The sequence below is a fragment of the Mesorhizobium sp. B2-3-4 genome, assembly GCF_006442315.1.
In the GTDB taxonomy this organism is placed as follows: domain Bacteria; phylum Pseudomonadota; class Alphaproteobacteria; order Rhizobiales; family Rhizobiaceae; genus Mesorhizobium.
The window spans coordinates 220,631-241,469 of the sequence record NZ_VFVY01000003.1 but is presented as its reverse complement, the minus strand read 5'-3'; the positions used below and the strand labels follow the sequence as shown (position 1 = coordinate 241,469).

General features: G+C 64.0%; 21 protein-coding genes. 12 read left to right on the top strand and 9 right to left on the bottom strand.

What is annotated here, in order from left to right:
* Window positions 1-95: 95 nt before the first annotated feature.
* The 4 genes from rpmH (at window position 96) to FJ967_RS07380 (ending at window position 3,165) form a co-directional block, all read left to right on the top strand.
* On the top strand, window positions 96-230 hold the full coding sequence (gene rpmH, locus FJ967_RS07395; protein ID WP_008833937.1) for a 50S ribosomal protein L34: 135 nt from the start codon (window positions 96-98) through the stop codon (window positions 228-230).
* A gap of 14 nt (window positions 231-244) precedes the next feature.
* A complete protein-coding gene (rnpA, locus tag FJ967_RS07390; RefSeq protein ID WP_140731047.1) occupies window positions 245-598 on the top strand; it encodes a ribonuclease P protein component in 354 nt (117 codons plus the stop codon).
* A gap of 14 nt (window positions 599-612) precedes the next feature.
* Window positions 613-2,433 carry a membrane protein insertase YidC gene (yidC, locus tag FJ967_RS07385; RefSeq protein WP_140731046.1) on the top strand — a complete coding sequence of 607 codons (1,821 nt, stop codon included), beginning with the start codon at window positions 613-615 and terminating at the stop codon, window positions 2,431-2,433.
* A 171-nt stretch (window positions 2,434-2,604) separates the two neighbouring features.
* Complete coding sequence (locus FJ967_RS07380) at window positions 2,605-3,165, top strand: fasciclin domain-containing protein (protein ID WP_140731045.1); 561 nt, start codon at window positions 2,605-2,607, stop codon at window positions 3,163-3,165.
* Window positions 3,166-3,358: 193 nt separating this feature from the next.
* Here FJ967_RS07380 and FJ967_RS07375 read toward each other — a convergent pair whose 3' ends face one another.
* Window positions 3,359-4,906, bottom strand: a complete 1,548-nt coding sequence (locus FJ967_RS07375; RefSeq protein WP_140731044.1) for a DHA2 family efflux MFS transporter permease subunit — start codon at window positions 4,904-4,906, stop codon at window positions 3,359-3,361.
* Window positions 4,903-6,210: an HlyD family secretion protein gene (locus FJ967_RS07370; RefSeq protein ID WP_140731043.1), complete on the bottom strand. Its 1,308-nt coding sequence runs from the start codon at window positions 6,208-6,210 to the stop codon at window positions 4,903-4,905. Before FJ967_RS07370 ends, FJ967_RS07375 begins: the two co-directional genes overlap by 4 nt.
* Before the next feature lie 354 nt (window positions 6,211-6,564).
* Here FJ967_RS07370 and FJ967_RS07365 point away from each other — a divergent pair, with 354 nt between their 5' ends.
* From FJ967_RS07365 to yihA, 3 genes are all read left to right on the top strand, one after another.
* Window positions 6,565-6,879: a hypothetical protein gene (locus FJ967_RS07365; RefSeq protein ID WP_140731042.1), complete on the top strand. Its 315-nt coding sequence runs from the start codon at window positions 6,565-6,567 to the stop codon at window positions 6,877-6,879.
* Between the two features lie 123 nt (window positions 6,880-7,002).
* Window positions 7,003-7,641 (top strand): CatB-related O-acetyltransferase, encoded by a 639-nt coding sequence (locus tag FJ967_RS07360; protein ID WP_181175696.1) that lies wholly within the window; start codon window positions 7,003-7,005, stop codon window positions 7,639-7,641.
* Complete coding sequence (gene yihA, locus FJ967_RS07355; protein ID WP_140731041.1) at window positions 7,638-8,297, top strand: ribosome biogenesis GTP-binding protein YihA/YsxC; 660 nt, start codon at window positions 7,638-7,640, stop codon at window positions 8,295-8,297. Before FJ967_RS07360 ends, yihA begins: the two co-directional genes overlap by 4 nt.
* Window positions 8,298-8,354: 57 nt before the next feature.
* Here the strand turns inward: yihA and FJ967_RS07350 are convergent, their stop codons facing one another.
* Window positions 8,355-9,089 (bottom strand): TetR/AcrR family transcriptional regulator, encoded by a 735-nt coding sequence (locus tag FJ967_RS07350; RefSeq protein WP_140731040.1) that lies wholly within the window; start codon window positions 9,087-9,089, stop codon window positions 8,355-8,357.
* A 128-nt stretch (window positions 9,090-9,217) separates the two neighbouring features.
* Between FJ967_RS07350 and FJ967_RS07345 the strand changes: the two genes are divergently transcribed.
* Both FJ967_RS07345 and FJ967_RS07340 read left to right on the top strand, forming a co-directional pair.
* Entirely contained in the window at window positions 9,218-10,408 is a 1,191-nt protein-coding gene (locus FJ967_RS07345) for an HlyD family secretion protein (RefSeq protein WP_140731039.1), read from the top strand.
* 124 nt (window positions 10,409-10,532) lie between these two features.
* Window positions 10,533-12,089, top strand: coding sequence for a DHA2 family efflux MFS transporter permease subunit (locus FJ967_RS07340; protein ID WP_246675213.1), 1,557 nt, complete (start codon window positions 10,533-10,535; stop codon window positions 12,087-12,089).
* A gap of 116 nt (window positions 12,090-12,205) precedes the next feature.
* On the opposite strand, the gene msrB is transcribed toward FJ967_RS07340, so the two are convergent.
* From msrB to FJ967_RS07320, 4 genes are all read right to left on the bottom strand, one after another.
* Complete coding sequence (gene msrB, locus FJ967_RS07335; protein WP_140731037.1) at window positions 12,206-12,709, bottom strand: peptide-methionine (R)-S-oxide reductase MsrB; 504 nt, start codon at window positions 12,707-12,709, stop codon at window positions 12,206-12,208.
* A 214-nt stretch (window positions 12,710-12,923) separates the two neighbouring features.
* Window positions 12,924-13,481 carry a fasciclin domain-containing protein gene (locus tag FJ967_RS07330; RefSeq protein ID WP_140731036.1) on the bottom strand — a complete coding sequence of 186 codons (558 nt, stop codon included), beginning with the start codon at window positions 13,479-13,481 and terminating at the stop codon, window positions 12,924-12,926.
* A 219-nt stretch (window positions 13,482-13,700) separates the two neighbouring features.
* A complete protein-coding gene (locus tag FJ967_RS07325; protein ID WP_140731155.1) occupies window positions 13,701-14,423 on the bottom strand; it encodes an anti-sigma factor in 723 nt (240 codons plus the stop codon).
* A complete protein-coding gene (locus tag FJ967_RS07320; protein WP_140731035.1) occupies window positions 14,420-14,959 on the bottom strand; it encodes a sigma-70 family RNA polymerase sigma factor in 540 nt (179 codons plus the stop codon). The genes FJ967_RS07325 and FJ967_RS07320 overlap by 4 nt, the downstream gene beginning before the upstream one ends.
* 137 nt (window positions 14,960-15,096) lie before the next feature.
* Here FJ967_RS07320 and FJ967_RS07315 point away from each other — a divergent pair, with 137 nt between their 5' ends.
* Both FJ967_RS07315 and argB read left to right on the top strand, forming a co-directional pair.
* Window positions 15,097-16,596, top strand: a complete 1,500-nt coding sequence (locus FJ967_RS07315; RefSeq protein ID WP_140731034.1) for an amidase — start codon at window positions 15,097-15,099, stop codon at window positions 16,594-16,596.
* A gap of 154 nt (window positions 16,597-16,750) precedes the next feature.
* Entirely contained in the window at window positions 16,751-17,644 is an 894-nt protein-coding gene (argB, locus tag FJ967_RS07310) for an acetylglutamate kinase (RefSeq protein ID WP_140731033.1), read from the top strand.
* 7 nt (window positions 17,645-17,651) lie between these two features.
* Here the strand turns inward: argB and bchE are convergent, their stop codons facing one another.
* Complete coding sequence (gene bchE, locus FJ967_RS07305) at window positions 17,652-19,196, bottom strand: magnesium-protoporphyrin IX monomethyl ester anaerobic oxidative cyclase (protein WP_140731032.1); 1,545 nt, start codon at window positions 19,194-19,196, stop codon at window positions 17,652-17,654.
* 109 nt (window positions 19,197-19,305) lie between these two features.
* The gene (locus FJ967_RS07300; RefSeq protein WP_140731031.1) at window positions 19,306-19,782 is read right to left on the bottom strand and encodes an Lrp/AsnC family transcriptional regulator; all 477 of its coding nucleotides are present in this window, start codon (window positions 19,780-19,782) and stop codon (window positions 19,306-19,308) included.
* 139 nt (window positions 19,783-19,921) lie between these two features.
* Here FJ967_RS07300 and phhA point away from each other — a divergent pair, with 139 nt between their 5' ends.
* Complete coding sequence (gene phhA / locus FJ967_RS07295; protein WP_140731030.1) at window positions 19,922-20,758, top strand: phenylalanine 4-monooxygenase; 837 nt, start codon at window positions 19,922-19,924, stop codon at window positions 20,756-20,758.
* Window positions 20,759-20,839 lie beyond the last annotated feature (81 nt).

Genomic DNA, 20,839 nt, shown 5'->3' with positions numbered 1-20,839 from the left:
CCGGCGCGGTTTCGATCGCGCCAAACCGGCCCGGCAAAGCTCCTGTTACAAAGTGACAGACACAAGAAGGGCCGCACCCCGCGGTATTAAAACAAATGAAGCGTACCTATCAACCGTCCAAACTCGTCCGCAAGCGTCGGCACGGCTTCCGTGCCCGCATGGCCACCAAGGGTGGTCGTGGCGTCGTCGCAGCTCGCCGCAATCGCGGCCGCAAGCGGCTCAGCGCCTAAGCGAGACGAGATCGTTGCCCGCAACCGGCAAGCCAGTGGGACAAAATCCCAAGCGGCTTCTGAAACGCGCGGAATTCCTGGCCGTCCGCCGCGGTGAAAAACGCCGCGGGCGGTTTTTCCTCGTCGAGGTCCTCGATCGCGGCGATGGCGGGGTGCCGCGCGTCGGCTTCACCGTCACCAAGAAGGTCGGCAACGCGGTTGTGCGCAACCGCGTCAGGCGGCGGCTGAAAGAAGCCGTGCGCACCCACGCCGCCGATGACATGATGCCTGGCAATGACTATGTCATCGTCGGGCGCGACGATGCGCTGCGCGCCCCGTTCGGCCAGTTGAAGGCCGAACTCTCCCGCCGTCTCAGCGGAACACGATAGGCCAAGGGCTCTCGATGGAAAACAACCGGAACTTCTTCATCACCATCGCGCTGTCGGTGCTGATCCTGACTTTGTGGCAGGTTTTCTACATGAACCCGCGCGTCGAGGCGCAGCGCGAGGCCGCCAAGGTCGAGCAGCAGCGCGTCGAGGAACAGAAGAAGGCGGCCGATGCCGCCAATCCGGGCGCCAGCACGCCGGCGCCGGGTACGACGGCGCCAGGCGCCATTCCCAATGCTCCCGGCGGTGACGTCGTCACCGCGGCCGGCCGCGACCAGGCGCTGGCCGCCTCGAAGCGCGTCAAGATCGACACGCCCAGCCTCGAAGGCTCGATCAACCTGACCGGCGCGCGGCTCGACGACCTCAAGCTCAAGCACTACACCGAGACCGTCGACAAGAATTCGCCCGAGATCGAACTGCTCAACCCGCAGGCGCTGCCCACCGGCTATTTCGCCGAGATCGGCTTCGTCGGCAACGACAAGACCGGTACCGTGCCCGGTGCGGAAACGCAGTGGAACGTGGACGGCAATCCGACACTGACGCCGTCGACGCCGGTGACGCTGACCTACACCAACGACAAGGGCCTGACCTTCAAGCGCACCTTCTCGGTCGATGCCAATTACATGTTCACCGTCTCCGACACGGTGCAGAATTCCGGGTCCAGCGCGGTTTCGCTGTTCAACTACGGCCGCGTCGCGCGCTACGACAAGCCGGCGGTGGCCAGCACCTATGTGCTGCATGAAGGCCTGATCGGCTTCACCGGCACGGAAGGGCTGCAGGAGCACAAATACGCGTCCGTCGAAAAGGACAAGCAGTACCAGCCCGGCAAGTCGACCGACGGCTGGCTCGGCATCACCGACAAGTACTGGGCCGTCACGCTGGTCCCGACCGAGAAGCAGCCGTTCCAGCCGCGCTACGCCTATTTCGAGGACGGCCGCCATCGCTACCAGTCCGACTTCCTGACCGACGCCATCAATGTCGATGCCGGCCAGTCGGCGACCGTCGAGACGGAAGTCTTCGCCGGCGCCAAGGAAGTCGCCAAGATCAACGCCTACGCCGAAGACCGCCACATCAAGCGCTTCGACCTGTTGATCGACTGGGGCTGGTTCCACTTCATCACCAAGCCGATGTTCTGGCTGATCGACACGCTCTACAAATTCCTCGGCAATTTCGGCCTGGCGATCCTGGCCACGACCGTCATCGTCAAGGCCATCTTCTTCCCGCTCGCAAACAAGTCCTACGCGTCGATGGCGAACATGAAGAAGGTGCAGCCCAAGATGCTGGAAATCCGCGAGAAATACGCGGACGACAAGATGAAGCAGCAGCAGGCGATGATGGAGCTGTACAAGACCGAGAAGATCAATCCGCTTGCCGGCTGCTGGCCGGTGGCGTTGCAGATCCCGGTGTTCTTCTCGCTCTACAAGGTGCTCTACATCACCATCGAGATGCGGCATGCGCCATTCTTCGGCTGGATCCAGGATCTGGCCGCGCCCGATCCGACCTCGCTGTTCAACCTGTTCGGCCTCATCCCGGTGACGCTGCCACATATGCTGATGATCGGCGTGTGGCCGCTGATCATGGGCGTCACCATGTTCCTGCAGATGCGCATGAACCCGACGCCGCCGGATCCGACGCAGGCCGCGATCTTCACCTGGATGCCGGTCATCTTCACCTTCATGATGGCGGGCTTCCCGGCAGGCCTCGTCATCTACTGGGCCTGGAACAACACGCTGTCGATCCTGCAGCAGGGCGTGATCATGAAGCGCCAGGGCGCCAAGATCGAGCTGTGGGACAATCTGGTGGCGATGTTCCGCAAGAAACCCTCGCCGGCGGAATAGCCGGCGCTTCCCTCCTTCTCAAAGGCCCGGCTCGTCCGGGCCTTTTTGTTTGCGCCGGCATCACTTCACGTTCCCGTGATCGACGAAACTGCGGGCATGCGCGCGGCGTGACTGCGTGTGCGTTTCCAAAGGCTATCAATTCCGATCAGCCCTCACCCGGAGGAAGACCACATGCGCATGCCCTCATTCAGGACCTTCGCCGTTTCCGCCCTTGTCGCCGGCATGGCGATCGCCGCTCCCGCCTACGCCAAGAACCCCAATGTCGGCGGCGCGCCGATGTACACCACCAAGAACATCGTCGAGAACGCGGTCAACTCGAAGGACCACACGACGCTCGTCGCCGCCGTCAAGGCCGCCGGCCTGGTCGACACGCTGCAGGGCGCCGGTCCGTTCACCGTCTTCGCGCCCACCAACGAGGCCTTCGCGGCGTTGCCGAAAGGCACGGTCGACACGCTGCTCAAGCCCGAGAACAAGGACAAGCTCACCAAGGTGCTGACGGCGCATGTGGTGGCCGGCAAGATCTCGGGCGCCGAGATGATGAAGAAGGCGAAAGCCATGGGCGGCAAATACGAGATGAAGACCGTCTCGGGCGACACGCTCACCGCCGAGGTCAAGAAGGGCAAGCTCTACATCATGGACGAGTCCGGCGGCGAGGCCAGGGTAACGATCGCCGACGTCAACCAGTCGAACGGCGTCATCCATGTCGTCAACAAGGTGCTGTTGCCGAAGTAACGGCTTCCGGCCAAAGGGGGCAAGGCGGCCCGTTGGGCTTTCTCGGCCCGCCGTCCCCGCCTCATGACGAGGTGCCATGTTTCTTGGGAAGCCGCATCGGCGAGGCCGGGGTCCTGTAGTCCCTCACAGGACCCCGGTTTGTTTGTGAAGACCGCTGGATTGGGCGGCCCGAGGCTCGCCCGCTCCTGCCACATCACTCCATGACGGCGCTGTGGTCGACCTTGGCGGGCGTTCCCGGCTTGCGCAGCAGGAGCACCAGCGGGATGGCGGCGAGCGACAGGATCATCATCAGCTTGAAGTCGTTCATGTAACTGATGATCGTCGCCTGCAGCGTCACCACGCCGTCCAGCGCGGCGCGGCCGGCGGCGGTGTAGGGGTTCATTGCCTGGAGGACTGCCGGATTGCCGAATGCCTGGTTGAACGGCGTCACATAGGTGGCGATGTTGGCATGGTTGATCTGCACATTCTGCGTCAGCAGCGCGGTGACCACCGATATGCCGACGCTGGAGCCGATGTTGCGCGACAGATTGTAGAGGCCCGTGCCTTCCGCTCGCCGCTCCGGCGCCAGCGTGGCGAAGGTGATGGTGGTCAGCGGCACGAACAGGAAGCCGAGGCCCGCGCCCTGGACGAAGCCGGTCGAGACGATCGTCCATTGCGAGACATCGGGCGTCCAGCCGGTCATGTCGTACATCGCCCAGGCCGTGATCAGCAGGCCGATCAGCAGCAGCCAGCGCGTATCGACCTTGCCGATCAGCTTGCCGACCAGGAACATGCAGGCCATCGTGCCGAGCCCGCGCGGGCCCATGACGATGCCGGCCGTCACCACGGGATAGCCCATCAGCGTCTGCAGATAGGGCGTCATCAGCGCCAGCGAGGCGAGATAGGTGATGCCGATGATGAAGATGAAGATCATGCCGACGGCGAAATTCCTGTCCAGGAAGAGCCGCGGATTCACGAAGGTGTTCTTGGCGGTGAAGGTGTGGACGATGAAGATGTAGAAGGCCGATGCGCAGATCAGCGCCTCGACGATGATCTCGGACGACGAGAACCAGTTGAGCTGCTCGCCGCGATCGAGGAACATCTGCAGGGCGGCGATGGTGATGCTGAGCATGCCGAAACCCAGCCAGTCCAGCCTTGCCTTGAAGTCTAGCTTGGTCTCCACGACGTAGAGCGACACGCCGGCGAAGGCCAGCGCGCCGATCGGCACGTTGATGTAGAACACCCAGCGCCAGGAGACGTTCTCGGTCAGCCAGCCGCCGATGACCGGCCCCAGCACCGGCCCGACCATCACCGAGACGCCGAACAGCGCCATGGCGGAGCCGCGCTCTTCCACGCTGTAGATATCGAGCAGGATCGACTGCGACAGCGGCACCAGTGCGGCGCCGAACAGGCCCTGCAGCAGGCGGAAACCGACGATCTGCGGCAGTGACTGGGCGAAGCCGCACAGCACCGATGCGACGACGAAGCCGGTGATCGAGGTCAACAGGATGCGCTTGCGGCCGAAGCGGTTGGCAAGATAGCCGGAAGGCGGCGTCATCACCGCCGCCGCCACGATGTAGGAGGTCAGCACCCAGTTGATCTGGTCGGCGCTGGCCGAGACGCTGCCCTGGATATAGGGCAGCGCGACATTGGCGATGGTGGTGTCCAGCGCCTGCATGATGACGGCCAGGATGACGCAAGCCGTGATGGCGCCGCGATTGGCGACCACCGGCGTGGCACCTGTCGCGGACGCGCTGGTCATGATTTTTGTCCGAACAGGCCGATGAGGTTGGTGACGAAGTCGGGCAGGCCGCGCGCATGGCTGGTGTCGATATCGACGACCGCGCTCATGCCGCCGCGCAGCGGCAGCTTGCCGTCCATATCATCGATGGTTACGCGCATCGGGATGCGCTGCACCACCTTGACCCAGTTGCCGGTGGTGTTTTGCGCCGGCAGCAGCGAGAAGCTGGATGAGGAGGCAGGGCTGATCGAGGCAACCTTGCCGTGCCACACGGCGCCCGGATAGGTATCGACGCTGATCGTCGCGGTCTGTCCCGGCCTGACATAGGTCAGCTCGGTTTCCTTCGGCTCCGCCGCGATCCACAGATCGGTCGACGAAACCAAGCTGAAGGCCGGTTGCGAGGCCGGCAGGTACTTGCCGACCTGCAGCGCGTCAACATTGGTGACGACGCCGTCGAACGGCGCCTTGACCACGGAATCGGTGAGGTTGCGCTGCGCGTCGTCGACGCCCGACTGGGCCTGCAGGTAGAAGGGGTTCTTTTCCACCGGCTGGTTGGCGTCGCCGCCGAGTTGGGCGAGCGTGGCCTGCGCCTGCGCCTTGGCGACCGACACTTTCTGGCGCGCGGCGACGAGGTCGTGCTGGGCGCTGTCGAAGGATGCCTTCGAGGCGGTGGAGGTCTTGAGCAGATCCTGCTGCCGCTGGAACGCGGCCTCGTAGTAAGGAATGTCGGCCTCGGCCTGCTCGATCTGCACGAGCGACTGCTGGTAGCTCGCCTCCAGCGTCAGCACCTGGTTGCGCACGGTGCCGAGCTGCGCCTGGGCGGCGGCGAGAGCGGTCTCGAAGGAAGCCGGCCGCAGGCGAAACAGCACATCGCCCTTCTTCACCGCCTGGTTGTCGTGGACGTCGATCTCCTGCACCGTGCCGGAGACGTCGGTGGAGACGCCGAGCGCCTGTGCCTGGATATAGGCATTGTCGGTCGTCATGACCTGGCCGCCGGTGACGTAATAGTAACCGCCAACGACAAGCGCGACCGGAAGCAAGGCAAAGAGAACCGGGCGTGTCAGGCTGCGCTTCGGCTTGACCGCGGCAGGGGCAGGCGCGGCAATCGCGGCAGGGGCAGGCGCTTGCTGCGGCTGCGGTTCCCTCGCCGGAGCCTCGAGAGCGGCGGGCTCGAGGGCAACCGGCGCTTCCAGTTCGTCATTGTCGATGACGGCGGCGGCTCGCCTCTGCTCGCGCTCGCTGTCCAGCCGGATGATCTGGTCGCTGGACCGGTCCGCCGCGGGCTCGCCTTCGGCGGGCTTCTTGGTCGAGGTTGTTTCAGCCATTTACTTTCTCCCGGTCGACGGCCCGATGGGTGCGAGCCTCGAACAGATTGGATTCGATCAAACGTTGCGTTTTCAGCCGATGCTCAAGCCGCCCATGTCCAGGCCGCCCATGCCCAGGCCATTGTTGAAGCCGGCGCGCGGCATCGAGCGGCACGAAGCCGATGTTGGATGAGGAGGGCATGATAAGGGATCGTCTGCGGACAAGTTTTCGTGAGCATGCTTATTATCATCATGCACATAATCCTGCTGGACGGCGTGCGCAAGACGCACTAAGCCGCACGGAAGAAAAATTTGATGGGCCACGGGACGCGACACGTGCCAGGCGATGCGCGTCTGCCGGCAAGGATTTCGACGATGAACTGGATCAGGATCGCAGCCGTTACGGCTTTGGTTGGATGCCCCGCCGCCGCAAGCGCGAAGGATGCGGTCAGCTGCGGCGGTGCCGCCATGCTGGGCGGCGCGCAGCTCAACTGCAGTCACGTCGAACCCAAGGCGCCGCCGCAATTCTGCACGTTCAGCTGGGATCTGCATACGATGGCGGGCGATCAGAAGATCGTCGAAGGAAGCTTCATGCTACCGCCCGGAGCGTCGAACGTTCAGGTCTATCAGGGCAGCGGTTTCGACAGCGCGCTGTCCAACCCGATCGTGATCTGCCGCGGCAACAAATGAACGCCGCGAGCAAGGAAGGCTCGCTCCTCAGCGGATTGGTGCTATAGGGCGGATCACGTTATTTTGACCAGGCGTGCGGATTTCCGGATCCGAACGGCTCTCATTTCCTGGACGGACTTAGACATGGACGGACCCAACCCCGGCATCAAGCACCCGATCCCGATGCACACCCGCGTCGGGTTCCTGAAACCGCTGGTCACGGCGCCGAACATCGAGATCGGCGACTTCACCTATTATGACGACCCGGACGGGCCGGACAAATTCGCGCAGAAATGCGTGCTGCATCACTATCCCTTCATCGGCGACAAGCTCATCATCGGCAAATTCTGCGCCATCGCCGAGGGCGCGCGGTTCATCATGAACGGCGCCAACCACGCCATGTCGGGCTTTTCGACCTATCCCTTCAACATTTTCGGCCATGGCTGGGAGAACGGCTTTGATCCCGCGACCTGGTCGAAGGAAGTGCGCGGCGACACGGTGATCGGCAGCGACGTCTGGATCGGCATGGAAGCGGTGATCCTGCCTGGCGTCGAGATCGGCCACGGCGCCATCGTCGCCGCCAAATCCGTGGTGACGCATGATGTGCCGCCCTACGCCATCGTCGCCGGCAACGCGGCCAAAGTGGTCAAGACGCGTTTCGACGACCGGATCGTGCGGCGGCTTCTGTCGGTGGCCTGGTGGGACTGGCCGGTGGACAAGATCGGTCGCAACCTCGATGCCATCAGGGGCGCCGATATCTCTCTTCTGGAGGCAGCAGCTTGACCGTTCCCAACAGCACCGCGATCCAAACCGACCTGTTCACGCGCGGGTGGATTTTCATCCGCGGCGTGCCGGCCATGAAGTTCCTGCCGCCGGAAGGGCCGCCGGAGATCGCCTTTGCCGGCCGCTCCAATGTCGGCAAGTCGTCGCTGATCAATGCCCTGGTCAACCAGAAGGGCCTGGCGCGCACCTCCAACACGCCGGGGCGCACGCAGGAGCTCAATTATTTCGTGCCGGACGGATTTTCGGGCGACGGCGCCGACCTGCCGCCGATGGCGCTGGTCGACATGCCGGGCTATGGCTATGCGAGCGCGCCCAAGGAAAAGGTCGACGACTGGACCAAGCTGGTCTTCGACTATCTCAAGGGCCGCGTCACGCTGAAGCGGGTCTATGTGCTGATCGATGCCCGCCATGGCATCAAGGCCAAGGACGACGAAGTGCTGTCGCTGCTCGACAAGGCGGCCGTGTCCTACCAGATCGTGCTGACCAAGACCGACAAGATCAAGGCCGCCGGCGTGCCACGGCTGATCGAGGAGACACTGCAAAAGATCAAGAAGCGCCCGGCGGCGTTCCCGTTCGTGCTGGCAACGTCGTCGGAAAAGGCCGAAGGCCTTGAGGAATTGCAGGCCGCGATCGTGCTCGCGGCCAATGGCGGCTAGCCCGGGGGCAAAGGCCCGGCATTGGCCCGTCCAACCGCGCAGGAACGGGGCAAGCCGCTAGTGCTTCGCCTCGATCGCGATCATCTGGTGGCGTTCTTCCTCGGCAAGCTTTTCGGTGCCGTAAGCCTTCAGGAAGATGTCGACGCCTGAGCGCACGATGTGATCGATCTCGTCCTGGGTCGGAGCCTTGGTCCGGTAGGCGAAGATGCACTGCCGGAAAAGACCGGCAAGGCACAGTTCGGTGAACTGATAGGCGGCAAGATCGACATCGTCGATCTTCAGCATGCCGCGCTCGATGGCGGCGTTGAGGAATTCCATGACCTTGTCATGGCCGCGCTTGGGACCGCGTTCGTAAAAGCGCGCGCCCATGTCGGGTATCCTGTCGGAGGCGCCGATGACCGTGCGCTGGGCCTGGATGACCCTGGCCGAAGTGATCTTCATCGACAGCACCTTGCCGAACTTGACCAGCGTCTGGCGCAGATCGTCGGCGCGGTCGAGCATGTCGTACATGTTCTTGAAGATGGTGCCGCGCTCTTCCTCGATCAGCGCCTCGAACAGCTCTTCCTTGTTGGCGAAGTAGACATAGATGGTGCCCTTGGAGACACCGGCCTCGCGCGTGATGTCGTTCATCGAAGCGGCCTCGAAGCCCTTTTCGATGAAGACGCGACGTGCACCGTCGATGATCTGGCTGCGCTTGACCGGATCCTGTCCGGCCGCCGGGCGGCCGCGGCGCAGACCGTCCAGCAGGTCTTCGCACTGCTCGGTTTCGGCGTTGTTCACAGTCTCAACCATAAAAGTCACACCTCGAAAATAATTCGAACCAACCGGTTCGATTGCCCCTTGATATGGTCCTCTTTAGGCGCTATGTCAACGGCCAGATCGAACCGAACGGTTCAGTATTATAACTTTAGAGAGATGTCATGTCCTCGAACACGCCCGCCACCGCCGAAGTCCGTCCTTTCCCCAACGCCAAGGTTGCCCCGGCGACGGAAGCGCCCGATGTTCATGTCCAGCCGGCTGTCGCACCGCCGCCGAAGGCTGAAGCTCCGGCCAAGAAGAAGCGTTCGGTGCGCTCCTTCCTGCTGCCGATCATCGGCCTCGCCCTTTTGAGCGGCGGCGCCTGGTACGGCTATGACTACTGGACCACGGGCCGGTTCATGATCTCCACCGACGACGCCTATGTCCAGGCCGACATGGCGTTCGTCTCACCGAAAATTTCCGGTTATGTCGATCAGGTCCTGGTCAGCGAGAACCAGCAGGTCAAGGCCGGCGATCCGCTGCTGACGATCGATGCCGGCGACTACAAGATCGCCGTTGCCCAGGCCGAGGCGCAGATCGCCACGCTGGCCAAGACACTCGACCGCATCGATGCGCAGACCAAGGCCGCGCAAGCCTCGCTGCAGCAGGCGCAGGCGCAGAAGGTCGCCGACCAGGCCGCCGCCGACAATGCCGGCCGTGCCCAGCAGCGCGCCGCGCAACTGGTCAAGACGCATGTCGGCACGCAGGCCCAATTGGACGACGCCCAGACCGCCCTCGATCAGGCCAATGCCGCGCTTGTCGGCGCCGATGCCCAGATCGCCGCCGCGCAGGCCAATATCGGCGTGCTCGAGGCGCAGCGCGCGGAATCGGCCAGCACCCTGGCCTCGCTGCAGCTCGGCCGCGACAAGGCGGCGCGCGACCTCTCCTTCACCGTGCTCAAGGCGCCTTATGACGGCGTCGTCGGCAACCGCTCCGTCGAACAGGGCGATCTCGTCAGCCCCGGCCAGAAGCTCGCCGTCGTCGTGCCGATGGACAAGCTCTACATCGTCGCCAACTTCAAGGAGACGCAGCTTGCCCGGTTGGTGCCCGGCGAAAAGGTCAACATCTCGGTCGACGCCATCGACGGCCAGCCGATCCAGGGGACCGTCTCCTCGCTGGCCCCGGCCTCGGGCGCGGTGTTCTCGCTGCTGCCGCCCGAGAACGCCACCGGCAACTTCACCAAGGTCGTGCAGCGCGTGCCGGTCCGCATCGACGTACCGGCCGATGCGTTGAAGACCGGCAAGCTGCGCGCCGGCTTGAGCGTCGTCGTCGCCGTCGACAGCCGCACCGCGCCTGCCGCCACCAGCAACTGAGCGCCTTTCGGAGGGCGGCTTGGTGGCTGATTGAAGCACCGAGCCGCCCGGCCTGCCTCAACGAGGCCCCAAGGAGGGCCAGGAAATGGCAACCGCTACCATCACCGCAGGATCGCCGCCGGCAATGCCGGCGGTACCCGACACGATTTCGACGCGCCGCGTCATCGCCTTCCTGGCGATGGTGTTCGGCATGTTCATGGCGATCCTGGACATCCAGATCGTCTCGGCCTCGCTGGCCGAAATCCAGGCGGGCCTGAGCGCCAGCTCCGACGAGATCCCATGGGTGCAGACGGCCTATCTGATCGCCGAGGTGGTCATGATCCCGCTGTCGGGCTTCCTCAGCCGCATGCTGTCGACGCGCGTGCTGTTCACCATCGCCGCCGCCGGCTTCACCGCCGCCAGCGCTCTTGCCGCGACCGCCACCAACATCGACCAGATGATCGTCTATCGGGCCGTGCAAGGCTTTATCGGCGGCGGCATGATTCCGAGCGTCTTCGCCGCCGCCTTCACCATCTTCCCGCCGTCGCGCCGCGCCGTCGTGTCGCCGATGATCGGCCTGGTGGCGACGCTGGCGCCGACCATCGGCCCGACCGTCGGCGGCTATATCAGCCACGCCTTTTCATGGCACTGGCTGTTCCTGGTCAATGTCGTGCCCGGCATCCTGGTGGCGACCGCGGCCTGGTCGCTGATCGATTTCGACAAGCCCAATCTCAAGCTGTTCAACAAGTTCGACTGGTGGGGCCTCGCCGGCATGGCCGCTTTCCTCGGCTGCATGGAGTATGTGCTGGAGGAGGGTCCGAACAATGACTGGCTGCAGGACCAGGCGGTGTTCATCTGCGCCATCATCATGACCATCGGCGCGGTGATCTTCTTCTGGCGGGTTTTCACCGCCGAGGAACCGATCGTCGACCTGAGGGCCTTCAGCAACATCAACTTCGCCTTCGGCTCGCTGTTTTCCTTCGTCATCGGCATCGGCCTCTATGGCCTGACCTATCTCTATCCGGTCTACCTCGGACGCATCCGCGGCTACGATTCGATGATGATCGGCGAGGCGCTGTTCGTCAGCGGCCTGGCGATGTTCTTCACCGCTCCCATCTCCGGCATCCTGTCGAGCAAGATGGACCTGCGGCTGATGATGATGATCGGGCTGTTCGGCTTCGCCACCGGAACATGGTGGATGACGCATCTGACCGCCGACTGGGATTTTTACGAACTGCTCATTCCGCAGATCCTGCGCGGCTGTTCGATGATGCTGTGCATGGTGCCGATCAACAACATCGCGCTCGGCACGCTGCCGCCGGACCGGTTGAAGAATGCGTCCGGCCTGTTCAACCTGACCCGCAACCTCGGCGGTGCGGTCGGCCTGGCCCTCATCAACACGGTGCTGATCGACCGCAACGCCTTCCACTACGCCCGGCTCGCCGAGCATGTGCAGTGGGGCAGCGCGGCCGCGCAGACCAAGCTGCAGAACATGACGCTCAATTTCGAACAGACCACCGGCCTCGACGCCACCAGTGCCGCGATCTCCAAACTGTCGGGCATGGTCCAGCAGCAGGCGGCGCTGCTGTCGTTCATGGATGTGTTCTATCTCTTGACCGTGCTGTTCGGGACGCTGGGGTTCTTCACCATGCTGATCAAGAAGCCAGCCGCGCCCAGTGGCGGCGGAGGCGGCGGGCACTGAAGACAAACCGTGGGCAGCGGTTTCGGGAAGCTCCTCCAGTCCACGCCCGAAAAACTCTGACCGCGCAAAAAACTCCGGGCCGCAAAGCCCGGAGTTTTTTGTTGCCTTCGGCAGCGTCAGGCGGTGGCGGGCTTGAAGGTAAGGGCCACGCCGTTGATGCAGTGGCGCAGACCGGTCGGGGCCGGGCCATCGTCGAAGACGTGGCCGAGATGGCCGCCGCAGCGGCGGCAATGCACTTCGGTACGGGTCATTCCCAGTGACCGGTCCTCGGTCTTGCCGATGCCATTGGCGATCTCCTGCCAGAAGCTCGGCCAGCCGGTGCCGGACTCGAATTTCGTCTCGGAGGGATAGACCGGCAGGTCGCAGCCGGCACAGGCGAAGACACCCTTGCGGTGTTCGTTGAGCAGCGGGCTGGTGCCGGGATATTCGGTGCCTTCCTTGCGCAGCACATTGAAGGCCTCCGGCGACAGGATGGCTTTCCATTCGTCATCCGTCTTGGTGATCTCGAATTTCTCGGCGGCCTGCGCGGCCTGCGGGCTGCCCATGCGCAGCAACGTTGCCGCGGCCCCGACGACGCCGAGGGCGGCGACACCACTCAAAAGAAAGTCGCGACGGTTCATCACCAGTTCCTCCTGTTGTCTTTTTGCCAAACTATACCGCCCCGCGAAAATCAAAAGGCGGTGACGGTTGCTCTCAACCAAACGCCGCGCCGCTCCACGGTTCATCGTGGAACGGCGCGGAGCACGCTTGTCGATTGCGGATCACGGGAGCGTGATGACACGATCGACGGAGAGCTCTTGCGACGGGTTCGTCCGCCGCAAGCGCCTCGTTACATCACATTTTCGGGAGCAGAACCTTGTCGATGACGTGGATGACGCCGTTGGACTGTTCGACATCGGCGATCGTCACATTGGCAACATTGCCGTTCTCGTCGGTGACGGTGACCTTGCCGCCATCGGCCTTGAGCGACAGTTCGCAGCCGCCGACCGTCTTGACCTTGTGCGTGCCGCCGTCGGCCTTGGCCATCGAGGCGACATCGGCAGCCATCGCCTTGGCGCCGATGACATGGCAGGTCAGGATCTTGACCAGCTTGTCCTTGTTCTCGGGCTTGAGCAGCGTGTCGACCGTGCCGGCCGGCAGCGCGGCGAAGGCTTCGTTGGTCGGCGCAAAGACTGTGAACGGCCCAGCGCCCTGCAAGGTCTCGACCAGGCCGGCGGCCTTGACGGCGGCGACCAGCGTGGTGTGATCCTTGGAATTGACGGCGTTGTCGACAATGGTCTTGTTGGCGAACATGGCGGCGCCGCCGACCATCGGGTTTTCTGCATAAGCAGCCGTGGCAAGCGCGGAGACAGCGATCGTACCGGCGAGCAAAAGGGTGGCGAATCTACGCATGATGTTCAAACTCCTCGGGTTTCTCTTCCCATCCTTGGGAACGCGAGGAGATACGGAACACAAACGCGTGAGTTTCAGAATATTTTTGAGTCTTCTATTTATTCGATATGACGCAAGGATTTTTCCAGGACGATATTTAGCCGGCATGCGCACGATTAGACATGCGCCGCATCAGATAGATTGAAACTATTCTGGAGGCGGTACGGCGTTTGAGGCAGGTCAGATGCTCTTCAGATCGCCCGCGGCAACCACCGGCCCGGTCGGCTGACCGGTCGGCGAACCGCCAGCCGGCTCGAGGCTGACGGCCAGCACGGCGCCCTGCGCCAGTTTCTGCTGCGCGGTCGGCGAAACGCCAATATGCGCCGTCGCCCCGGCAGGGATGACGCCCATCGAGACCGGCGCGTTCTTGCCCTCGATCATCCAGAGCTCGAAGTCCTTGCCGGAGGCGAGCGTTCCGGAAACGTGCGAAAGACTGACTTCATGCCGTTCGGAATCATAGACGGCGAGATATTTGACGTCACTGCCGTCGGCGGCCAGCGAAGCGACCAGCCGCGCCTGCGGCTGTTCAGCCGGCCGATTGACATAGGGAACGGCGACATAGAGCGCCAGCGCGGCGACAGCCGCCACTGCAAGGCCGCGCCAGAAGGCGAGGCTGGACCACAGGCCGGCGCGCGCCTCGGCGGGAGTGGCTGCGGCGGATGCAAACAGCCGGCGGTCGATGGCCGGCTTGACCGAAGCCGGCGGTTCAATTTCCGCATAGCCCGCCGCCAGCGGCGACAGGCGAACTTCCCACCCATCGACGAGGCGCGCGAATTCCGTCTCCGCGTCGATGCGCCTGGAGGCGATCTGCCGCTCATCGGCCGGCAGAACGCCAAGAACGTATTCGGCGGCGAACAGGTCGTCGCCCCCACGTTCCGGTCCGTTGTCCTCTGCCAGCGTCATCTTTCCAGACATTCTCTGAGTTTCATCAGGCTGCGGCGCAGCCAGGTACGCATCGTGTTCAACGGCACGCCGTGGCGCTCCGCCAGTTCGGCATAGCTTTCGCCCTTGAGGTAAGCGCCCCGGACGGCCGCCGCCCGGTCCTTTTCCAGTTCATCGAGGCAATGGTGGATGCGTTCGGACTCATCGCCCGCCACCGCCATCGCTTCAGGTCCCGGCGCCGGATCGGCCACGTCGAGCGCGGCATCGATATCGGCGGCAGGCTTGCGCCGCGCCCTGATGCGATCGATCGCATGATTGCGCGCGATCGCCACCAGCCAGGAGATCGGGCTCAGATCAGAAACAGCAAAACGGTCCGCCTTCGTCCATATCTTGACGAAGACTTCCTGCAAGGCTTCTTCCGCATCTCCCCGGTCGTTCAATACACGAAGGCACACACCGAAAAGTTTCGCGCTGGTCTGCCGGTAGAGCAGATCGAAAGCGGCCCGGTCCTTCATCGAAGTCCGGACGATCAGCTTGGTGATGTCCTGCGGCGTCATGTCAGGCAAATTAGGGTATTGCATTGCATTTGCAACGCCGGAAATATTTCGTGCCCCTAAAGTTCCGGCGTTGGGGCGCTGCTTCGATTGCCAAGGGAATTGCCGCTGACTAGCTTGACGGCATCGGGGGAGCGCGCATGTCGGTCGAACGGATCCTGTGGGAAGAAGACGCAACCGGCCTTGCCGGCCTGGTGCGCAATGGCGACTTGTCGGCGGTCGAGCTGACCGAGGCGGCGATAGCCCGTGCCGAGGCCACGCGGCCCGAAATCAACGCAACAGCGGAGGCGCTCTACGAGACCGCACGAACCCGGGCGAAGAGCGTCGACCGTTCGCTGCCGCTTGCCGGCGTCCCCTTTGCCATCAAGGATCTCGGCATCGCCATCAAGGGCGTGCCGTCGCATGGCGGCAGCCGCATTCCAGCCTCCGTGCCCGGCGTCAATTCGGTGATGACCGACCGCTATCTCGCCGCCGGACTGATCCCGATCGTCACCTCGACATCGCCCGAACACGGGCTGCGGCTGATGACCGAGTCCAAGGCCTTCGGCATCACCCGCAATCCTTGGAACACCGGCCACACGTCAGGTGGCTCGTCGGGCGGTGCGGCGGCGCTCGTCGCCGCCGGCGTCGTGCCGGTGGCGCATGCCTCGGATGGCGGCGGCTCGATCCGTGTGCCTTCGGCTTGTAGCGGGCTTGTCGGCCTCAAGACATCGCGCGGCCGCGTGCCGCTGTCGCCGTTGGTCAGCGAGAGCTGGTACGGCATGGTGGTCGATCATGCCGTGACCCGCTCGGTGCGCGACTGCGCGCTGCTGCTTGACCTTACCCACGGTCCCGATCCGTTGGCGCCCTATGCCGCACGAGCGCCGAGCGGCCCGTTCGCCGCGGCCGCCGCGCGCGATCCCGGCAAGCTCAGGCTGGCGGTGTACCGCCAATCGCCGCTCGGCCTGCCGATCTCGGCCGAGACGCTCAAGGCGCTCGACACGGCGGTGGCGCTCGCCCGCGAAGGCGGCCATACGGTCGAGGAGATCGACCTGCCCTTCATTGGCCGCGAGTTCTTCGCCGACTTTTGCACGACTGTCGCCTCCGCCGTTGCCGGCACGCTGCGGGCCGAGGCATTGCGGGTCGGCCGCGCCGTGACGGGCGACATCGAACGGGCCACGCGGGTGCTCGGCCGGTTGGGGGAGATGGTCTCGGCTGGCGAGGTTTATGCCGGCCTGCAGCGCCTGCACGCCGCCTCGCGGCGTATGATCGAGGACACTGCGCAATACGACGCCGTCCTGATGCCTGTTATCGCGCACCCGCCGCTCGCCTGCGGCGCCATGGATCCCAAAGGCGCCGACGAACTCATCGAAAACCTGCTCGACAAGCTTCATCTCACGCCGCTGCTGAAGATCAAGCCGCTGTTCGGCCAGCTGATGGACAAAAGCCTTTGGTTCACGCACTGGCCGGCGATCCACAATGTCAGCGGTCAGCCCTCGATCGCGCTCCCCGTCCATGTCACGGATGCCGGCCTGCCGCTCGGCATCCAGGCCGCCGGCCGGTCGGGCGACGAGGAGACGCTGTTGTCGCTCGCCGCGCAGATGGAGAAACTCTCGGGCTGGCTTGGCCGCAGGGCGCCGCTGATGGTGCCGTCACAATGACGACACCGTGAACCGACTATGACAGCAATGCCATTTGCGGCTCGCGTCAATTCCCGCTAAGACGCCGCCGTCCTTCCAGATGCATGTCGCCCAAAAGTGTCCAGCGGTTTTGGGACACGACATGCATAAACAAAAAGCCCAGGGAAACACGCCGATGACGGACATCGCCGCCACCGCCGAAATGCAGGCCGCCCTGCTGTCGCGCGCGCTGCCTTACATGCAGCGCTACGAACACAAGACCGTCGTGGTGAAATATGGCGGCCATGCCATGGGCGATATCGAACTCGGCAAGGCCTTCGCCCGCGACATCGCGCTGTTGAAACAATCCGGCGTCAACCCGATCGTCGTGCATGGCGGCGGGCCGCAGATCGGCGCGATGCTGGCCAAGATGGGCATCGAATCCAAATTCGAGGGCGGCCTGCGCGTCACCGACCAGAAGACGGTCGAGATCGTCGAGATGGTGCTGGCCGGCTCGATCAACAAGGAAATTGTCGCGCTCATCAACGCCGAGGGCGAATGGGCGATCGGCCTGTGCGGCAAGGACGGCAACATGGTGTTCGCCGAAAAGGCCCGCAAGACCATGATCGACCCGGACTCCAACATCGAGCGCGTGCTCGATCTCGGCTTCGTCGGCGAACCGGTCGAGGTCGACCGCACGCTGCTCGATCTGCTGGCGCGCTCCGAAATGATCCCGGTGCTGGCGCCGGTGGCACCGGGCCGCGACGGCCACACCTACAACATCAATGCCGACACGTTCGCAGGTGCCATCGCCGGCGCCTGCAAGGCCTCGCGCCTCTTGTTCCTCACCGACGTGCCCGGCGTGCTCGACAAGAACAAGAAGCTGATCGACGAGCTGACGGTCGCCGAGGCCAGGGCGCTGATCAAGGACGGTACGGTGTCGGGGGGCATGATCCCCAAGGTCGAGACCTGCATCGAGGCGATCGAGCGCGGCGTCGAGGGCGTCGTCATCCTCAACGGCAAGACGCCGCATTCAGTGCTGCTCGAACTTTTCACCGAGCACGGTGCCGGCACGCTGATCGTGCCGTAGCGGATCGTCAGCCGGCTAATCGCCTTTCCTGAGGCGCGGACACCTTTCGAGGCTGGCGCCCGACGAGCATCGATTCTTCCTCGGCGTCCTGCGGTGCGCCCCAGAATTCGGCGAGCGTCGGTCCGTTCTTGACCCTGCCGTCGCTGACCAGAAACCCCCAGACCTCGCGGAACCAGACCCTGCGGCCCATTTGCGTGTACCAGCGCATCGAATGGCGCTGCTCTGGATCGGGGTGGAACAGGATGCGCGCCAGCGCCTTGGGTCGTGACTGCACGGCCACTTCGATCAGCTTGACGGCGAAGAAAAGCATCCACGGTTTCAGCCGGGTCATGTGCAGCACCTGGTGCTTGTAGTCCCATAGACGGGCATCCCTTTGGATGACCTTGCGGTCGCGGGCGATGCGGAAGAAGGGCGTCCAGCGGTGCGGCGTCACATAGAGGGCCTGGATCTGGTCGGGATCGTAGGCGATGAGCTGGCGGAAGCCGCGCCATAGATCGCGAAAGCTCTCATCCTCGAAACCGGCCACCCAGGTCGCCATCGACAGGATGCCGTGCTTTCGCAACAGTCGGATCGCCTCGCGGTCGGACGAGGTGCTGCCGCCCTTGCGGATCAATGCAAGCGTCTGCTCGTCGGTGTTTTCCATGCCGAGCAGCCAGCGGATGACGCCGGCCTTGCGGTAGAGATGCAGGATGTCGGCGTCGCGCACGATGTCGTCGGCCCGCGTCGAGCCGACGATCAGAACCGGCACGTTCTCGGCGATCAGCGCGTCGAGAAAGGCGCGCCAGGCCTTCTTCGACACCGTCGGGTTTTCGTCGGCAAGGTTTATCAGCTCGACGCCATGCTCGCGGTGCAGCCAGGCGATCTCGCTCGCGAAGCGGACCGGGTCACGATGCCGCCAGCGGGTCCAGAAGCCGCGCTGGCCGCAATAGTTGCACAGATGCGGACAGCCGCGCGAGAACTGCATGACGACCGCACGCTTGCCGCCCCAGTAGGAGTAGCGCCTGTGATCGATCAGTTCCCAGCCGACGCGATAGGCGTCGAGATCGGCGATGGTCATGGCGGCTTGCGTGGCGACGGGGCGGCTGAGATCGTCGCGATAGGCGATGCCGGCGACGCTTGCCGGCGGCTGGTGCATCTCCAGCGCCTCGACCAGCGCCACCACGGTCGCCTCGCCCTCGCCGCGCACGATGAAGTCGAAAACGTCGGTCTCAGCCAGGATGTCGCGCCAGTGATAGGTCGGGAAGACGCCGCCATAGATGACGATCGTCGCCGGCGCGCGCGCCTTGATCATGCCTGCGATCAGCAAGGCGGTCGGATGCGCCGAGGTCGAGCCTGAATGGCCGATCAGGACGAAGTCGGGGCAGTCCTTCAGGGCTTCCGCGACGACGGCGGCGAGCGGCATCGGCCCGAATTCGGCATCGACGAGGCGCACCTCATGGCCGGCATCGATGAGCGGGCCGCCGATCGCCAGCAGGCCGAGCGGCGGCAAATGATCGTCGGGCACGCGGCTGCCGATGGCGGTGTGCGGCGGGTTGATCAGGACGATGTTCATGGCGGACCTCCGGGAAATTGGTCCGCGCATGCTGGCCGGCGATAGCGCCGCCCGATTGGCCGGTTTCAGCAGTTTGCTTGCAGCTTTTCCGCAGAAACGGGAAGCGCCCTCACCGTCTGAGATGCGCGAGCGGCACGTGGCCGGGTCCCTTGATGTTCTGCAGCACCAGCTGGGTGTGGACGTCGCGCACGCCGTCGAGCCGCATCAGCCGGTGCATGACGAAGGCGTTGAGTTCGTCGACCGACGGGACCATGACATGCAGCAGGAAATCGTGGTCGCCGGTCATCGTCCAGCACGACGACACCTCGTCCATGCGCTGCACGGCGGCAATGAAGCTTTCGGGCGAGCCGTCGCTGTGGCTGACAAGGCGCACCTGGATGAACACCTCGACCATCAGGCCGACGGCCCGGCGGCTGATCACCGCGGCAAAGCCCTTGATGATGCCGGTATCCTGCAGCGCCTCGAAGCGTCGCGCGCAGGGCGTGGTGGAGAGGCCTATCTCCTGCGCCAGCTCGGAGACAGGTTTGCGCCCGTCGCGCTGCAGGACATCGAGCATCTTGACCTCGAAATCGTCGAATTGAGGCATTTTCACTCTCCTGGCGGATATTTTGAGTGAATGGTATCTCGAATGGCCTGCTTCAGCCATCATCAAAACCGATTTGCCTCGGCAAATCAGGCTAGCCTCCCGGTCACGTCAGCCATTCGTGATTTGCAGGGAGAGAACCATGACCACGATGAGCGTTGCCGAATATGCCCGCGACTGTGCGGCCCAGGGGCTGCGCGGCGACTATTCGGTCTGCCGCGCCGATTTCACCGTGGCCCAGGGCTATGACTATTCGGCCGAGGAGCAGGCGGTGTGGCGCACGCTGTGCGACCGCCAGACCGAGCTGACACGCAAGCTCGCCCACCACTCCTATCTCGACGGCGTCGACAAGCTCGGCCTGCTCGACCGCATCCCCGACTTCGAATCGGTGAGCGCCAGGCTGCGCAAGCTGACCGGCTGGGAGATCGTCGCCGTGCCGGGGCTCATTCCGGCCGCCCCCTTCTTCGATCATCTCGCCAACCGCCGCTTCCCGGTGACGAACTGGTTGCGCACCAGACAGGAGCTCGACTACATCGTCGAGCCCGACATGTTCCACGACTTCTTCGGCCATGTGCCGGTGCTGTCGCAGCCGGTGTTCGCCGACTTCATGCAGATGTATGGCAGGAAGGCCGGCGACATCATCGCGCTCGGCGGCGACGAGATGATCACCCGGCTTTATTGGTACACCGCTGAATACGGCCTGATGCAGGAGGCCGGCCAGCCGCTCAAAGCCTTCGGCGCCGGGCTGATGTCGTCCTTCACCGAGTTGCAGTTCGCCGTCGAAGACAGGGATGCCCACCATGTGCCGTTCGACCTGGAGACGGTGATGCGCACCGGCTACGAGATCGACAAGTTCCAGCGCGCCTATTTCGTGCTGCCTTCCTTCGACGCCTTGCGTGACGCCTTCCAGAATGCGGATTTCACCGCGATCGTCGCCCGCCGCAGAGGCCAGCCCGCGCTCGACCCAGCGACGGTGTAGGCCTTTCTCTGGGGTGCTCCAGCAAATCCGTGCCGGTATTTCGGCGCGTCGCATGAATCAGTTTCCAGGCGACGCGCATTG

What these genes read in the sequence shown, in the direction of transcription:
- FJ967_RS07375 (WP_140731044.1), bottom strand. Translation starts at nt 4,906, where the DNA reads ATGACCAGCGCGTCCGCGACAGGTGCCACGCCGGTGGTCGCCAATCGC.
- FJ967_RS07315 (WP_140731034.1), top strand. Translation starts at nt 15,097, where the DNA reads ATGTCGGTCGAACGGATCCTGTGGGAAGAAGACGCAACCGGCCTTGCC.
- FJ967_RS07350 (WP_140731040.1), bottom strand. Translation starts at nt 9,089, where the DNA reads ATGGTTGAGACTGTGAACAACGCCGAAACCGAGCAGTGCGAAGACCTG.
- msrB (WP_140731037.1), bottom strand. Translation starts at nt 12,709, where the DNA reads ATGAACCGTCGCGACTTTCTTTTGAGTGGTGTCGCCGCCCTCGGCGTC.
- FJ967_RS07370 (WP_140731043.1), bottom strand. Translation starts at nt 6,210, where the DNA reads ATGGCTGAAACAACCTCGACCAAGAAGCCCGCCGAAGGCGAGCCCGCG.
- argB (WP_140731033.1), top strand. Translation starts at nt 16,751, where the DNA reads ATGACGGACATCGCCGCCACCGCCGAAATGCAGGCCGCCCTGCTGTCG.
- FJ967_RS07365 (WP_140731042.1), top strand. Translation starts at nt 6,565, where the DNA reads ATGAACTGGATCAGGATCGCAGCCGTTACGGCTTTGGTTGGATGCCCC.
- FJ967_RS07340 (WP_246675213.1), top strand. Translation starts at nt 10,533, where the DNA reads ATGCCGGCGGTACCCGACACGATTTCGACGCGCCGCGTCATCGCCTTC.
- FJ967_RS07330 (WP_140731036.1), bottom strand. Translation starts at nt 13,481, where the DNA reads ATGCGTAGATTCGCCACCCTTTTGCTCGCCGGTACGATCGCTGTCTCC.
- rpmH (WP_008833937.1), top strand. Translation starts at nt 96, where the DNA reads ATGAAGCGTACCTATCAACCGTCCAAACTCGTCCGCAAGCGTCGGCAC.
- yidC (WP_140731046.1), top strand. Translation starts at nt 613, where the DNA reads ATGGAAAACAACCGGAACTTCTTCATCACCATCGCGCTGTCGGTGCTG.
- FJ967_RS07320 (WP_140731035.1), bottom strand. Translation starts at nt 14,959, where the DNA reads ATGACGCCGCAGGACATCACCAAGCTGATCGTCCGGACTTCGATGAAG.
- FJ967_RS07300 (WP_140731031.1), bottom strand. Translation starts at nt 19,782, where the DNA reads ATGCCTCAATTCGACGATTTCGAGGTCAAGATGCTCGATGTCCTGCAG.
- phhA (WP_140731030.1), top strand. Translation starts at nt 19,922, where the DNA reads ATGACCACGATGAGCGTTGCCGAATATGCCCGCGACTGTGCGGCCCAG.
- FJ967_RS07325 (WP_140731155.1), bottom strand. Translation starts at nt 14,423, where the DNA reads ATGACGCTGGCAGAGGACAACGGACCGGAACGTGGGGGCGACGACCTG.
- FJ967_RS07380 (WP_140731045.1), top strand. Translation starts at nt 2,605, where the DNA reads ATGCGCATGCCCTCATTCAGGACCTTCGCCGTTTCCGCCCTTGTCGCC.
- bchE (WP_140731032.1), bottom strand. Translation starts at nt 19,196, where the DNA reads ATGAACATCGTCCTGATCAACCCGCCGCACACCGCCATCGGCAGCCGC.
- FJ967_RS07345 (WP_140731039.1), top strand. Translation starts at nt 9,218, where the DNA reads ATGTCCTCGAACACGCCCGCCACCGCCGAAGTCCGTCCTTTCCCCAAC.
- FJ967_RS07360 (WP_181175696.1), top strand. Translation starts at nt 7,003, where the DNA reads ATGGACGGACCCAACCCCGGCATCAAGCACCCGATCCCGATGCACACC.